A 15,351-nucleotide genomic window follows, 5' to 3' on the forward strand; every position below is an offset into this window, starting at 1 on the left:
TTACTGGTCTGAACTTATGCCAATTATTAAAACAACTTTTTGCTTATTACTCCTAAGCTTAAGCTTTACGAGTAAAGCGCAGTACAACGAAGCAATGTGTATTTTGTTAAAACAGCAAATGCATGAGTATCGCTTTAACACCAGCAATAAGAATTACCGTTCTGCTGCCAGAAACTATGAGAAAAACTGCAAAAATCCAACGCCAGTAAACAATGCAGCTGCTTTCGAAAAACTAGAACAACAAACAAAAGAAGTAGCACCTGTTAATTCAACTGCAGCGGCTAACCCTAGGGTGCACTCAGGCGCTATTCAAGCAGAACCTGAAGAAACTACGGCACCTATTGCTGAGCAAACCGTTGAACCTATCGAACAGCAAATGCCAGCAATTGAGCCTGAAGTTCAAGAACCAGAGCCTGCCGAACAAACAAGTGCCTCTGCAGAACAAACCGAAATACCAGCAAAAGTTGACCGTATTACGATTTCTGATGCTCCTAAAGAGCCTGTAGTAGAATCAACTACTAGCTCTGCTATTCAAGATCAAACCACTGAAATTAAAACCCAAAGTGTTGAGGCTGCAACTGCTGAAAAACCAGCTGAACCTGAAGTAAAAGCAGAACCGGCACCAAAACCTGCGCCAACACCTGCACCTATGCCAGAACCTATTCCTGCAAACAGCGATAGCTCTTCAAGCTCATTATTAATGCCAAGCTTAATTGTGTTGTTGGTATTACTTGTTGCAGGTTTAGTGATTGTGCGTATTCGTCAAAGCAAAAAAGCAGACGCCGATTCAGAACTTGAACAAAGCCTAATGCAAGCTAAAGCCCTTAAAGCAGCTGCAGAAGCACAAGCTGCCGCTGAAAAAGAAGCTGAAGAACTCAAAGCAGCAACAGCCGCAGTGCTGGCCGAAGAACAAGAGCACCCTCATGAAGACAGCTACCCGCTTGCCAACGATACATTTACAGCAACCGAAACTGACAATAATGACGAGCTTTCTGAGCTTATGCACTTTAGTGCTCAGCGTGATAAAGAAGAACAAGAGTCTGAAACTTCACCTGAACAACCACCAGCAGAAGACTTTGCTGATGCCCATCAATTCGAAGATCTTGAACTTGGCTACGACGAGAAAAACGCTAACGACGCTGATGACGACTTCTTAGATGAACAACGTGAGTTAGAACAAGAGTTAAAACTAGCAAGCCTTGAATCATCATATAACATCGACGAAGAAGCTGAGCCGCAAGCTGATGACGTTCAGCAAGATGAGCCTGAAACACAACCAGAATTAGAAGAACCGAGTTATACTGCTTCGTCATCATTTGGCTTTGATGAATACTCAACTAAAGAGCCTATTGAAGACGAGCCTCTTACACCTGAGCCATTTGCAGATACTGATAACAATGAACCAGAGAAGCCAGAATTAGAAGAGCCAAGCTTTACGAGTTCGTCATCGTTTGGCTTTGATGAATACTCAACTAAAGAGCCGATTGCTGACGATGAGCCAGTGTTAGCTGAAATCGAAGAGCTCGAAAAGCCAGAGATCGATGAGCTGGAGAAGCCAGAATTTGAAGAGCCTAGCTTTACGAGTTCGTCATCATTCGGCTTTGATGAGTATTCAACTAAAGAGCCTATCGCTGACGATGAACCAGTGTTAGCTGAAATCGAAGAACTTGAAAAGCCGGAAATCGATGAGTTTGAGAAACCTGAAATAGTTGAACTGGAGCAGCCAGAAGTTGAAGAGCCAAGCTTTACGAGTTCGTCATCATTCGGCTTTGATGAATACGCAACGAAAGAGCCAATTGCTGACGACGAGCCAGTGTTAGCCGAGATAGAAGAGCTCGCAAAGCCTGATATCGATGAGCTTGATAAACCTGACATAGATAAACTTGAGAAGCCAGAAATTGAAGAGCTAAGCTTCACGAGTTCGTCATCTTTCGGTTTTGATGAGTATTCAACTAAAGAACCTGTTACTGACGATGAACCTGCTAAAGATGAAGTACCTGAGTATGACTTATCTTCATTGATGGCAGATGATTTATCGTTTGAAGATCATTTTAATGAAGATGAGCACACAGTCACTGCACCAAACCCAACAGACGATCACGACGATATTAACGATGATGATTTAGCTAAAGCCTTACAAGCGCTTGAACAAGAACTACAAGATGAACCAGCTTCCGTTAACGTAGAAGAGCCGTCACAGCCGGCGGTAGAAACTGTTGATTTGTCTGACGAACTGAGTAACGACGATAAGCTTGAAGAAACGCCTGAAGAAAAAAGTGAAGAAGCCTACAAAGAGCCAGAGCAACAAGATGATAAGCCGTATAATCCATTTGCGAACTTATCGCTTGATCCAACCTGGGACCCAAATTCAGACGAAAAGCCTGTGATAGAAAGCAAAAACAAACAGCCAAAGTCACAAGCCCTAATTGACGCAGAAGAACGCGCCAAACAGTTTAAAACGGATGAGTGATTAAGTTACAAGAAACGAGTTTCGAGGTGAAAGGTACGAGAAACGAGATGCGAGATGCGAGTCTGTAGCAGCGATTTTACATCGCGACCTAGCACCTAGCTCCTTTCCCCTTTCTAACTTTACTCTTTCCCCTTTCCCCTCGCTAACTAAACACTCACTTAACCACTGGCCGTGGGCGCATTAACCAATGAAATATAAATATCAAACCAAAGAACACCGATACAGCTAAAACGCACAACACAATAATGTTGGTTGGTAAAAACGAATCGGTGCTGTAGCTATAGCGTTTTAGCTCTTGCTCAGCGCTTAACTTAGCTCGTTCGGCTTTGCTAGGTAAAACAAACTCATGAAACGAATCTGTTGGTTTTGCTTCTGTACGGGCAAGTTGCGCACTTTTTTGCTGCCATAACATATCAAATTGCTGAAACTGAATTTGCTTATTTTCAAGGCACGACTCAAGGTTTTGCAACTGTAACGAACGAACAGCACAACGTGGCGGCATCACATAAAAGCGCTCCCATGCAGCTTGTTTGCTGATGTAGGCTTGCTCTGTTAATGGCTTTGCCAAGCTGTTTTCAAGCTCGGTAATATCAGGGTTATACAACGACGATTTAAGCTCAGCAATTTGCTCTTCACTAAAGCAGGTTTCAGATATTCGCGCCGATAAGCTTTGAATACGCTGTTTGTAGGCTTCAATTTTGTCGAGAAGATTGGTTTTACGCAGGGCTATTTGTAGCTCTATACGTTCGGCTTGCATGCTTTGGCATGCATCTGAAGGAATACTTTGCTGCGCCCAGACAAAAGCGGGCAACAACAAGGCTGTTGTCATTAAAATCCGTTTAATCATTAATTTACGTCACTGTAAAAGTTAGGGGTACAGATTATCAGTTTCTAATAAAACTGCAACAAATCTGCGCCAAATTCACTAAAAAGGCTGATCTATCATCACCCAAAAATTGGCCCCTTCTTTTGAATTAGCAAGCTCTGTTCGAACGACTAACCCCGACATCATAGCTCTTAGTGAAACACCATAATCATAGTGGTAGTCTTGCCATAATGCATCCAAGGTTAAATGAGGCGACACACGACCAGCTTCAACAAAGCCAACTAACTGAAACCAATCCAGCTTCAAAAACTTTAGCCAATTTACATCTGCTATTGGATTATATTTTAGGGTATAGCGATATTCGAATGCCCCATAAATAGCGGCTTTGTCATGAAATCGATAAAAATCATAACCCCGTAAACGCTTAAACCCTCCTAGTGTAGCGCCTTCGTTATACGGCGCAGCATCAGAGATAAACTTAGTGCCATCAAGAGTGTGATTAACTTGCCAGCTAGGTGAATAAGCAGCCCAAAAATTAAATGCTAAAATACGCTGATGAGCAAACTCACTTGCTCCTAAAGAAATAAACTTACTGCCATTAAACTGCCACAAATCCCAATCATAAATATCGTCACTCCCTGGCATTGATTGGCTATAGGCAAGATACTGCCTGCTTCCGTAACTTGGGTTAGTTGCAAAATCGGTGTTGTCATAGAGCAGGCCAAATTCCATTGCTGAAATACTGCCATCTTGTGTACCCTCATTAAATTCAAAGCTTTGCGAGCGCCTAAAATAGCGTGCAGTTGCAACCATTACTCCCGATTCCAACGGGTTCCACTGTGCCCCGCCCGATGGCTCAGAAACCAACAAGCCGTTTTTAAGTTGGTAACGCACCATACCTGTTTGCGATGTTGCGCCAAACGGTAAAGCGTATTCGATGCGAGCATCAAACCAATTAGAGCTACCATCGGCTTCTAAATAAACCTCGTTTGAAGAGTCATTACTACCGGGGAACACGGCGTTGTCAGCAATGGGCACTTTATGGCCTCCGGTATAAGCTCGCTGATCAGGAAAATATGCAGCCATGCCACTGGCACTAAAATACCAGCGTTCTGAATCTAACACCTTATAGTTAAACAGGCCTGCCCACGCGCCTTCGCTCACATCACCTTTAAATGCAGTAGCGCCAACGGTCATTTGTGGTTGATGGTAACCTTTGATCATGCCACCCACACCAAAGTTAAGCCCCATGGTATCGGTGCTAAATAAGTAGGGAAGCACTAAAGACTCGTGCTTTTTATTCGCGCTCTCAACACGCTCAATACTTGCTTTTACACGGGAAATATCAGCATTGGCCGTTAGGCTTGCAGCCACACAAACGCCATAAAAAATAACTTTAAAGTTAAGCATTACTAGCTCCTTTAGTAAGCGACTTAAATAAGCATAGCTGGTGCTTAAAAACTTTAAAATGATTTAACGCAAATGTTATTGATGAAGTTGATAAAACTGCTGATCATCTAAAGCAAATTGAGCAAGCAACCAATCTTTAAACAGCTGCACTTTTTGCCATTTAAAATGTTCGGGCGGCGCAGCAAGGTAGTACTTATATTGGCAGTGATACTCATAGTTTGGATAAATCTCTAGCTGACCAAGTTGCAGTTGAGTTTCGATTAAACGTCGCCTTACCATTGCAATACCTTGCCCTGCTAACGTGGCTTGAATAACCAATGCAGCGTTATCAATTTCAAGTGCGGGGAGCGCATCTGGGCTTACAGCTAATTGCTGAGCCAAAGTTAACCAACCACGCTCTGCGTCTGGGCACACATCTTTAATTAGTTTTTGCGCCAGAATCTGCGATTTAAGAGGTTTATTGACATCAATGGCACCGGGTTTATAAGCCAAAAATAGACTGTCGTCGCTGATAAGCTCACTGTGTAAACCTGGGTAATTTCCTTGACCAAATCGAATACCTAAATCAACCTGCCCCGCTGAAAAGTCGGCAAGTTGATCGCTTGGTTCAATACGCACTTTGATATTGGGGTATTTGTTTTGAAAATCACTAATACGGCCCAGTAACCAACCACTGGCGAACGAAGGCAGCACGGTTAAGTTTAACGTATTTGGGTGGTTATCTTGGCTAACAGCCTGCACACCTGCCTGTAAATGACTAAACCCTTTAAGTACATGGGGTAACAGCTGTTCGCCTTGGCGAGTCAACTCAACATAACGGGTATGACGAGTAAACAAGCTGCAATCAAGCTGTTGTTCTAACAAGCGAATTTGTTGGCTAACCGCAGCTTGGCTAACAAACAACTGCTCTGCCGCAAGCTTAAAACTACCTAACTCTGCCGCGTGCTTAAAATACCAAAGGCTTTTTAATGGAGGTAACTGCATACGTTTTTATGGTTAATAAAAACTTAAGCATAGGTAATTTTTAATCGTTTGTCAGTAGTAGTAACACGAGTAATACTCATATTGCCAACCGCGACAAGACAAGGACAACCACCATGAAATACTTACTTATTTTATTACTTATAGTTGCCACAAGCTTTAGTTATGCCAACCAACCCGTAATTACTCAGCTTGATACCGATGAAGGCTACCCTTATAAAAACTTAATTAAAAAAGTAGAGCGAGTAGAAATTCGCTATGTAGAAAACAGCCATTCGGTGACCTGCAAAGTCAATGTGCAAACACTGCACAACCAATACATGGGCAAAGAACAAAAAGTCTCAGCCAAGCTATTTGCAAAACGCCCAATGGCCGCGTGTTTAACCCGCGAAAAAGCCAAACAAATTCTGCATATGCTGTAACCATTTCAACCTTGTGAAACTAGGCTACGAATAGCTGTACTTCCCCAGTAGCCTAGTTTTTTTAGACATTAAAGTACTTCCTACAAGGTTGTTATTGCACAGAAGAACGCTCGACCTGAACAACCCCACAGTTCGACTTTCCCCTAGTACCTAGCCCCTAGAGCCAAGCTCCTTTCCCCTCGCAACTCGCATCTCGTAACTTTCCCCTTTCCCCTTGTAACTCGCCAACTTCTTTCAACACACCTCCACTTTCTCTACCTCAACCGGCTCCGCCAAGGCATTCTCATAAAACGCGAACACCGCTTTGGTATAAGGCTGAGCATAATGCTCATTAAGTGCGGCTTGCGATTCAAACTGCTCAACTAAAAACAAACAACGCCGCTCTTTGCTTGCAAACAACTCAAAACGATTACAACCAGGCTCTGCACGAGTGGCTGCTAAAATGCTCTGTAAACGCCCTTTACAGTCGTCAAATAATGCCGCCTTTGGGGTAATTTTTGCCACGATATTAATCATACTGACTCCTTACTATATAACTTTAAAACCAATGCCCTAATTGGCGGGGCAACCGTAAAAGCCACCACAAACGCAGCAGGCCATGCATTGGCAAATGCCTTCATCCAACTCAGAAAAAATGTATCGCTTAGCCCTAAGTTGACATAAGTGACCCATGCCGAAAGTAAAAACGACATTAAAAACGAAAATGCCGCAGTAAAAGTAAAATGAATTTTCATATGTCCTCCTTGGCGTTACTATATTTGCACAGGGCAAGTGGCAACAGTCACGAAAATGCAAACTAAGATTGAGGGAGTCGTATGCTGGATGATCTGCATTTATTCATTGAAATAGCGCGCCGTAAAAGCATGAGCCAAACAGCAAAAGATTTAGGACTGAATCTATCAACCTTATCAAGGCGCATTCAGGCGTTAGAAGAGAAACTCGCTGAGCCATTACTGCAACGCACAGCCCGAGGCATTGTGTTAACCGCCAAAGGCGAATCACTGTATAACGAATTAGGCGAACAAGTGCTCGCTCTTAGCAGCCAGCTTGAGCAATTAAATGACTCGCCCGCCGCAAAAGAGTTTTACCTGTTGTGCCCACAAAACATCATTGCGGGCCCACTGATGGGGGCCGTTAATCAGTTTGCGATGGAAAACCCTGCACTAAACCTCCACATTTACCCAAGTAATGCCAACAGCCAACTAAGCCAAAAACGTTTTGACTTAGCCATTCGCATCGGCGAACAACAAGACTCAAGCTACTTTCAAAAGCGCCTAGGCATGATCGCAATAAAGCTGATTAAAAAGAAAGATGCCCCAACATCAAGACTGATATTGCCCTATTCAGAGTCACAACTACCCAGCGGTTTGCTTAATAAATTAAAAACCGAGTATGAACATATAAGCTTTTGCTTTGATATTACAATCGCCAGAAAAATGGTTGAAGCGGGCTATGGCGTTGGCTTGCTACCCATGAGCGAAATTTGCTGTATAGACGACACCAGCAACTTTAGTTATATCGATTCCCCCCACAGTATTCCCGCAAGGCCAATTTACGCCCTCTGGCCACATTCACGCACTCCATCAGCGAATGCCCTGTTGTTGATAGAACAACTCCAAACCAGTATTGCAGACTCACCAAGTTTACAAGGAGAGGTGTTAAGGCTGTAGTTGCGAGATGCGAGATGCGAGATGCGAGTTGCGAGTTGCGAGTTGCGAGTTGCGAGGCATTGTAGGTCGGGCTTTAGCCCGTCAAATAACTCAATTATAAGGTTTATAAATAAACTTGTAGCAGCGATTTCATATCGCGTTTTAAACCCCTCCCACCCTGTCGCCATAAATGACGACCTACATCGTAAGCCGGGCTTTAGCCCGTTTAACAACTCAATCTTTAAACCAACGATAAAGACCAAACACAAACAACATGGCCGCAATGCCAGCCAAGGCTAATTGCCAAATTTTAAGGTCATTCAACTTTGTTAATTGCGGACCAACACTCTCATTTAAAGGAGCCGAAGCTTGTTTAACGGGTGCTTCGATTACCGAGCTTTTTATCGCAACTTGGCTTGTGGTTTTATTTGCATTAATTTCTGTAATGGTCGGCTTAACAGTAATAACAATATCTTTATAGTCTGCTTTAGCTTTACCACTCCAAGCAGATTCAAATAGCGCCTTTTGCTCTGCTTTATTTTCGCTACACCATACAAAATCAGCTTGCTGAATATTTTTCGCTCTACAGCGATTCGGTAATTGATAAAATTGCCCCCAAGCATGGCGCTTTTTATCGTCATTATATGAATTTGAATACACAGTAGAGTTATGTACTTTGGTGTTTAAAAGTGCGGTAGGGTTCGAGCGATACGTATAAGTACCGCCTTTACCAGAACTTCTTTTTGGGTGTTTGCAGTGTCTCGCCAACAGCGTAAAAAGCTCATCTAAACGTTGATTCCAATGTTCACCTTGCCTAGCCGTGTAGCTACGATTCATTCTTTTACGAATGCTCTCGCGCTCAGCCTCAATGTTATCGCAGCGGCTTTTTGAATATTGCTCTTCAGCAACCGTGTTGAAACTCGCTAGCAAAGTAGCGAGAAATAAAATCCATTTATTCATAACATTACATCTGTGTAATTTGGCAGGCCACATTGTACCAGTTTTAGGGCAAGGAAAAAGTGACCATTTAACTATTTATTTAGTTATGTCGCGTTGGCGACGGCAACCAAAGAGAAGTAAACGCCGACTTCTCTTTGCAATTTTTCAGAGCCCAAAATGATATTTTTAAATTTAGATCAATAATATGTATAACTTAATTCTTAATCGTTTATTCGCACATTAGTACGACTTAGAACTACAACATTGGCTTTTGGTACGATGTTTAATTCCATAGAAGAACTTAACAAATAAATCGATTCATTAGAGGTCGCGACTAAAAACCCCTTATACTCTTTTGTTTTTGTAGCTAACGAGTAACACCCGAACTGCCCACTACCGTCATCACAAGTACCTTTCAGTTTAAACTCTATAATCTTCTTTCGAGCGATATCTGTTGCTTGCTCGTGCACATACAACGAGCAACCAGTAAATAAGACGACTATAACTAAAAATATGGCTGTAAAAATATAAGATGTTTTTGCAAGACCAAAAAACAGCCCACCTTTCTTTTCAACTCGCTTAAAATAGACAACCAAAAACCTCTTATTAAGAGATTTTTTTGGTGCTTTTTTCAAAGGGGCTTTTTTAGTTTTTAGACTTTTTACAAGCCTTTTAAGGCCAAAGTAATTAATCACTGAAGGATATAAAAAAGCACTAATACATAATGTAAGGCTTAAACCCATTACCCATGTCAGCATAGGAGAAAGAACGATAAACATATCAACCCAAAGCTGTTGTGCTTGGATAGCATCCCTCTGAATTGTTTCGTAGGTTATTCCAAATGTTGATAAATAACCCAATTGAAATATCCAAAATGCTATTTTTAATGGGACAATAACTAATAAGCTAAGTAAAAATAAATTACTTAGCAAAAATTTTGTAATTGGTAGTAACAGCCCAGTATTTTTTTTGAAGTCGTTTAGCATTTCCATTGCGGCTTCTGACAAGTTCACTCTTCAATCCTTTGGATCTATTTTCTGTATTTTCATCATATATGCGTTCCTAAAGTAATACACGTAAAAAATATCGCGTTGGCGACGGCAACCAAAGAGAAGTAAACACGGGGAAACCTCAGCAATCGCCTGCAACTGAACAATGAGTTATTTCTTGTTTTCATTAGCTATTTCAGTAAACTGGCTGTAAATAACAGGGAGTGGTTTATGGAACAGGTTGGCATTTACGAGCAGCTTATTACTCAAGTGATTGAGCAGAATTTAGATCGTAAGCAATTTTATGTAGGAGAACGCCAACTAGAATCTGCCGAAGCCGCAACTTGGTTAGCTCGATTTTTAGGAAAGCTAGTCGCACATGCGATTGATGCTATCCCCCACTCTAAAGATCGATTAAGCGAACAAATTGATTTAGCTAATAACTTAGTTTTATGGCTTAAAGATCATATTAAAGACGATGAGCTAATCAATGAAAACCTCATAGATAGCCAAGGTAAAATTCTTACAGCTCTATTCAATACTGAAAACCCTGTAGCAACTAATCTCAAAGACTACTCAAACAGCATTACCCCACTAACAGGTCTTACACAAAGTGAGTTATTTAGCGGCGCAAATGCAGGCCTATCTCTTGAGACTGAGCTTAAAAGAGAAATTAAATCAGCTGATACCATTTATTGGCTCGTTTCATTTATCAAATGGACTGGACTGCGGATATTTAAAAGTGAGCTAGAAGCCTTTACAAGAAAAGGTAATAAGCTAAAAGTAATCACCACCTCATACATGGGTGCAACAGATGCTAAAGCAGTTGAGTTCTTAGCTAGCTTACCCAACACAGAAGTAAAACTAAGCTACAACAATCAACAAGAACGTTTACACGCTAAATCTTACTTATTTATGCGTAACTCTGGTTTTCATACTGGCTACATTGGTTCATCAAACTTATCGCATTCAGCACTCACCAGCGGCCTTGAGTGGAATTTAAAAATCACCGCGCAAGAAATACCGCATATTATTGCTAAAACCAAAAGCACCTTTGAAACCTATTGGCAGTCGCCAGATTTTGAATTGTTTAGCGGCAAAGTTGAATGTAAAGAAAAGCTAATAAACTCGCTGAATGAGCAGCGTGGTAAAGGCCAATCACGTAACCAGTTTTATTTTGATATCACACCAAAAACTCATCAATCAGCTATTTTAGAAAAACTGAGTGTTGAACGAAGTGTTCATAATCGATTTAGAAACTTAGTGGTGGCTGCAACAGGCACTGGCAAAACTATTATATCGGCATTTGATTTTAAATCCGTGTATGACAAAAAGCCAAATGCTAATTTTTTATTCGTCGCGCATCGAGAAGAGATCCTCACTCAAGCACAAAGCGCCTATCGTGGTGTGCTAAAAAATAATGATTTCGGCGAGCTTTGGGTTGGTAACTACAAACCTCAAAGATATAACCAGTTATTTGCCTCAATTCAGACTCTTAATAATCAAATCGACAACATGAAGTTGAGCGCTGATTTTTATGATTACATTGTTATCGATGAAGTACATCACGTAAGCGCAGCAAGTTACCGCGGTATTCTTAACCACTTTAAACCAAACATTTTATTAGGCTTAACTGCCACACCAGAAAGGCAAGATGGTGCAAATATTTTGGAAGATTTCTGTGGTGTAATTGCTGCAGAGATCCGCTTACCAGAAGCAATAAATCAACGCCATTTGTGCCCATTCCAATACTTTGGGCTTGATGATGATATAGATTTAAGCAAAATAACTTGGCGTGGCGGTCGTTATGATATTAGCGAATTAAGCAAGCTTTACACTGGCGAGAACAACCGCGCTAATAAAATCATATCGTGCCTCAATGAAATCGTCACAAATATTCACACAATTAAAGCCTTAGCATTCTGTGTTAGCCAAGATCATGCTGAGTTTATGGCTAGTAAATTTAACCTTGCAGATATAAGTGCAGACGTACTTACTAGTAAAAATACTCATGAGCGAAATCACAAACAACAGGCGCTTAGCAGAGGTGAAATAAAGATCCTCTGTGTAGTAGATATTTTTAATGAAGGGGTCGATATCCCTGAAATTGATACTCTGCTCTTTTTACGGCCAACCGAAAGCTTAACGTTGTTTTTACAGCAGTTAGGACGAGGCTTGCGGTTGCCTGACAATAGCCAAAAACAATGCTGCACCGTTCTCGACTTCGTAGGTAACGCTCGCCCAGAGTATGACTTTGCTAATAAGTTTCGAGCTCTAATTGGCAAAACTAACCAGTCAATAAAAGCCGAAATAGAAAATAACTTTCCGCATTTGCCGTTGGGTTGCAGTATAGAGCTGCAAGAACGTACCCAAAAAGCAATTTTGCGTAATATTCAACAAGCAACTAATAGCAAAAGGCGCTTGCAACAGCTTATAAGTAGCTATTCACAACATACGAACGCCCAACTATCTCTAAGTAACTTTTTATCCATAAATCCTCAAGTGACGTTAGAAGATATTTATAAACCGAAGGAAAATAAGCTCGGTGGCTGGCACTGGTTAAAAGGTGATGAAATACCAGTAGAGCAAGTTGATATTTACGCTGCGTACTATCGTGCAATAAACACTCAATTACTTAGTTGCAACTCACTGAGCTATTTGAGCTTTTTACGCGATTTATGTGACAGCGACTTTAGCATTGAAGTAACGCCTAAAAATCAACAATACGCTCTAATGGCTCATTACAATTTTTGGGATAACACTGGCACAAGTCTGGGGTTTAAATCTATTAAGGAAAGCTTACAAGCACTAAAAAACCCACTATTGCAACACGAGTTATCTGAAGTGATTACGCTTTTAATAAACCGTATTCAGCAACTAGAAAGTAATTTAACGTGCCTCCCTAATCACGCAATAAAATTACACAGCCGTTATACACGCCAGCAAATATTAGCTGCATTTGGTGCACATACGTTTGATAAAAAATCAACTGCACGCGAAGGCGTATTAGAATTCAAAAAACAAAATTTAGAATTACTTTTTGTAACCCTCAACAAATGCGAAAAAACCTATTCGCCAACAACGCTATACCATGACTATGCAATCAGCCCTACTCTGTTTCATTGGCAAACGCAAAACAGCGCACGACCAGAACACGGCCGCGGCCTAAGCTACATTCAGCACCAACAAACAGGCAAAACCATCTTGTTGTTTGTGCGTGAACAAAGCAAAGATGAAAACGGTAGAACAATGGGATTCGTTAATTACGGCGAGGTTAAATACCAAAGCCACAATGGCAGCCAACCAATGAATATTACTTGGGAGCTAACAAGCCCCATGCCAAGTGAAATGTGGCATGAGGCTGGGAAATTGGCTGTAGGTTAAACCTAAGCTTATTAAGAATCATATTTGTACTTTGTCTGCGCAACTAGATCTAACGCTTGGACATTTTTACTTCCCGCCAACTCGAACCTATCTTTTGCAAGCCAAAGTTTTGCGCCATTGCTGTTAGCAACTTGGTATGCCCAATTGCTTACTGCAAGGGATTTATCTACATCACAATGAAAATAGCGAGTTAGTTCATCAGTGAGTAGCTGACTGTGGCGATCTAGGTTTTGCTCTTGCCAACGTTCACGGTGTAATTGTGCGGCTAAAAAGTCGCGTTTGCTGTTATTACAACTTCGATGGGCGGCAACAAAATTATGGCCTAAATCGTTAGCGTAGCGAGCAAAAGGAATAAAGTGATCAACTTCTATCGCGCTTGTGAGTGGCTTTTGACAATAAAAACACTGGCCTTTTTGTATTTCGACTAAAACTGGTTTTGCTTTGTTAAGTGCTGTGCGGTCGAAACCAAATAAAAAGTCATGCAGTTGGGTTTGAGGGCCAATAAGCGCTTGGTTATGCTTAATGCTTTGAATCTTTTGTAGCCATGCATTTTTAGCTAAATAGACAACTAAATCGTAAAAGCGTCTAAAGCAAGCGGCTATGCCTGCATTTAGAGTAATATAGCTTTTGCCTTTTGTGTGCGGATATAAAAAGCACTCTTCTTGTTTAGCTAGAATTTGTAAGCGCCACAATGGGCCTGTTTTTAAAGTGTCTAAAGCTGCTTTGTAAGTGGCGTGCCAGTAAGGGCTTAATTTTAGCTGGCGTAAGCTACGAATATTGTTTTGCTGGCACTCATATAGCACCGCAATTACTTTTGATTGCGCACCCGAGTTTTGTTTAAGTAAAGCACTTTCACCACTATGAGCAGAAGAAAATGGCACTGCATGGTGCCAATAAAGATCTATTAACTTTTCAGCCAGCCTAGCGAGGTCGATGTTTAACTCGCTAGCTTCATACATCATTGGTTGCTCAACACAAACATCAGCCAACGCATGCAATAGTGCAAACTTATAGGTAGCACTAAAATCACCTTCCACCAGCATACGCTGAATGTAAGCAATAAAATCGAGTTGCTGCTGCATGGCTATCATCAATCAAGCCTTATGTGTACTTTTTAAAAGTGCTTTAAAGTTCATGAACTGTTCCCTGTTTTCGCCGGCATATTTGCCACTTATGCCTATAACGCATTGTTGTAGCTTGCATATTGGTGATTTAGTTTAGGAACAATCTAGCATGAAAAGCTATTGCAAATATAGGATTTTAGGTAGAGCTATACTCTAAAACCCATACAATATTGGGAGAGTTGCGGTATAGCCTGCTATACCGCATATAAACGACTATATCGTTCTTCTATGCAAAATGGCGTTTAACCATATTTCTGTGGCGCGCTCTGGGCGTTGGTCGGCGCTTTGCCATGACTTGAGAATAAATAGGTCTGTGCCTTTAATAATGCTCTCAAGGGCTTGTTCGTTTAGGTCGGTAAATTCGCGACCGTTGTGTTCGCGCTCGCCGTCGCCGTATTTAAACGATACATACACGATGCCTTGTGGCTTTAATGCGCGGGCAAGGTTGTTGAATGCGTCGGTTAAGTCGTTTTTTGCTACGTGAATAAGGCTTGCGCAGCACCAAATGCCGTCGTATTTGGCAGCGTCGTTTAGCTCTAGAAAGCTGCTTACAGCTACGTCTTGGTTTAAGTATTCTGACGCCAGCTTTGCCATAGCTGGGCTGATATCGAATGCATCTACGCTATAACCGCGCTCTTTAAAGATGAAAGCGTCGCGGCCAGAGCCACAACCGGCATCGAGTAAAGCGCCTTTTTTTGGGATCAGCGGTAAGAATTCGTCGTAAAGTTCATTGAGGTCTACATCGAGTGTGGCATCTACAAATGCTTGCGCATTTTGGTTGTAGTATTCGACGGTTTTGGATGCCATTTTACTTCCTTTATATTGGCAAGATTGCTTGGCGCTAAAATACCATTAAAGCTAGGTACTAAAAAGATATCAAATTGATTTTAAGTATTTTTGGCGGGAAATATTTTTATACTCCAGCGTAATAGATGAGGCACAATATTGAAGAAATAATACTCACAAAGAGATTAAAAGACACTGTGCGTTACACAAAGAAAAACCAATACTCACAAAGAGGAAAAGAGACGCTGCGCTATATAGGAAAAACTAATTGGCTTAACTAGTATCTCATTGTCTTCTCATTCACTTCTCTTTGTGCATAAGAATTTTTGAACCACAGAGATCACCGAGGCGCTACGCGCTGCACAGAGAAA

General features: G+C 41.4%; 13 protein-coding genes. 4 read left to right on the forward strand and 9 right to left on the reverse strand.

The features are described from left to right. Positions 1-16 precede the first annotated feature (16 nt). Positions 17-2,470, forward strand: coding sequence for a hypothetical protein (locus NFU46_RS11910; RefSeq protein ID WP_251602118.1), 2,454 nt, complete (start codon positions 17-19; stop codon positions 2,468-2,470). Positions 2,471-2,624: 154 nt separating this feature from the next. Here the strand turns inward: NFU46_RS11910 and NFU46_RS11915 are convergent, their stop codons facing one another. From NFU46_RS11915 to NFU46_RS11925, 3 genes are all read right to left on the reverse strand, one after another. After that, a complete protein-coding gene (locus NFU46_RS11915; protein ID WP_251602120.1) occupies positions 2,625-3,317 on the reverse strand; it encodes a hypothetical protein in 693 nt (230 codons plus the stop codon). A 78-nt stretch (positions 3,318-3,395) separates the two neighbouring features. Beyond that, positions 3,396-4,706, reverse strand: a complete 1,311-nt coding sequence (locus NFU46_RS11920; RefSeq protein WP_251602122.1) for a BamA/TamA family outer membrane protein — start codon at positions 4,704-4,706, stop codon at positions 3,396-3,398. A gap of 75 nt (positions 4,707-4,781) precedes the next feature. Next, entirely contained in the window at positions 4,782-5,690 is a 909-nt protein-coding gene (locus NFU46_RS11925) for a LysR substrate-binding domain-containing protein (protein WP_251602124.1), read from the reverse strand. A gap of 113 nt (positions 5,691-5,803) precedes the next feature. Between NFU46_RS11925 and NFU46_RS11930 the strand changes: the two genes are divergently transcribed. After that, entirely contained in the window at positions 5,804-6,109 is a 306-nt protein-coding gene (locus NFU46_RS11930) for a hypothetical protein (RefSeq protein WP_251602126.1), read from the forward strand. Positions 6,110-6,343: 234 nt separating this feature from the next. Here the strand turns inward: NFU46_RS11930 and NFU46_RS11935 are convergent, their stop codons facing one another. Both NFU46_RS11935 and NFU46_RS11940 read right to left on the reverse strand, forming a co-directional pair. Next, positions 6,344-6,625, reverse strand: a complete 282-nt coding sequence (locus tag NFU46_RS11935; RefSeq protein ID WP_251602128.1) for a putative quinol monooxygenase — start codon at positions 6,623-6,625, stop codon at positions 6,344-6,346. Next, positions 6,622-6,843 carry a DUF2798 domain-containing protein gene (locus NFU46_RS11940; protein WP_054563225.1) on the reverse strand — a complete coding sequence of 74 codons (222 nt, stop codon included), beginning with the start codon at positions 6,841-6,843 and terminating at the stop codon, positions 6,622-6,624. Before NFU46_RS11940 ends, NFU46_RS11935 begins: the two co-directional genes overlap by 4 nt. Before the next feature lie 81 nt (positions 6,844-6,924). Between NFU46_RS11940 and NFU46_RS11945 the strand changes: the two genes are divergently transcribed. Further along, a complete protein-coding gene (locus tag NFU46_RS11945; protein ID WP_251602130.1) occupies positions 6,925-7,779 on the forward strand; it encodes a LysR family transcriptional regulator in 855 nt (284 codons plus the stop codon). A 213-nt stretch (positions 7,780-7,992) separates the two neighbouring features. Here NFU46_RS11945 and NFU46_RS11950 read toward each other — a convergent pair whose 3' ends face one another. Together NFU46_RS11950 and NFU46_RS11955 are read right to left on the reverse strand one after the other, a co-directional pair. Then, positions 7,993-8,718, reverse strand: coding sequence for a hypothetical protein (locus NFU46_RS11950; RefSeq protein ID WP_251602132.1), 726 nt, complete (start codon positions 8,716-8,718; stop codon positions 7,993-7,995). A gap of 200 nt (positions 8,719-8,918) precedes the next feature. Continuing rightward, entirely contained in the window at positions 8,919-9,710 is a 792-nt protein-coding gene (locus tag NFU46_RS11955; protein WP_251602134.1) for a hypothetical protein, read from the reverse strand. A 207-nt stretch (positions 9,711-9,917) separates the two neighbouring features. Here NFU46_RS11955 and NFU46_RS11960 point away from each other — a divergent pair, with 207 nt between their 5' ends. Then, on the forward strand, positions 9,918-13,070 hold the full coding sequence (locus tag NFU46_RS11960; protein WP_251602136.1) for a DUF3427 domain-containing protein: 3,153 nt from the start codon (positions 9,918-9,920) through the stop codon (positions 13,068-13,070). Positions 13,071-13,081: 11 nt separating this feature from the next. On the opposite strand, the gene NFU46_RS11965 is transcribed toward NFU46_RS11960, so the two are convergent. Together NFU46_RS11965 and NFU46_RS11970 are read right to left on the reverse strand one after the other, a co-directional pair. After that, positions 13,082-14,152: an HNH endonuclease gene (locus NFU46_RS11965; protein ID WP_405030663.1), complete on the reverse strand. Its 1,071-nt coding sequence runs from the start codon at positions 14,150-14,152 to the stop codon at positions 13,082-13,084. A 255-nt stretch (positions 14,153-14,407) separates the two neighbouring features. After that, positions 14,408-15,001, reverse strand: coding sequence for a bifunctional 2-polyprenyl-6-hydroxyphenol methylase/3-demethylubiquinol 3-O-methyltransferase UbiG (locus NFU46_RS11970; protein ID WP_251602140.1), 594 nt, complete (start codon positions 14,999-15,001; stop codon positions 14,408-14,410). Between the last annotated feature and the right edge of the window lie 350 nt (positions 15,002-15,351).

Source organism: Pseudoalteromonas sp. NCCP-2140, from assembly GCF_023708065.1.
In the GTDB taxonomy this organism is placed as follows: Bacteria; Pseudomonadota; Gammaproteobacteria; order Enterobacterales; family Alteromonadaceae; genus Pseudoalteromonas.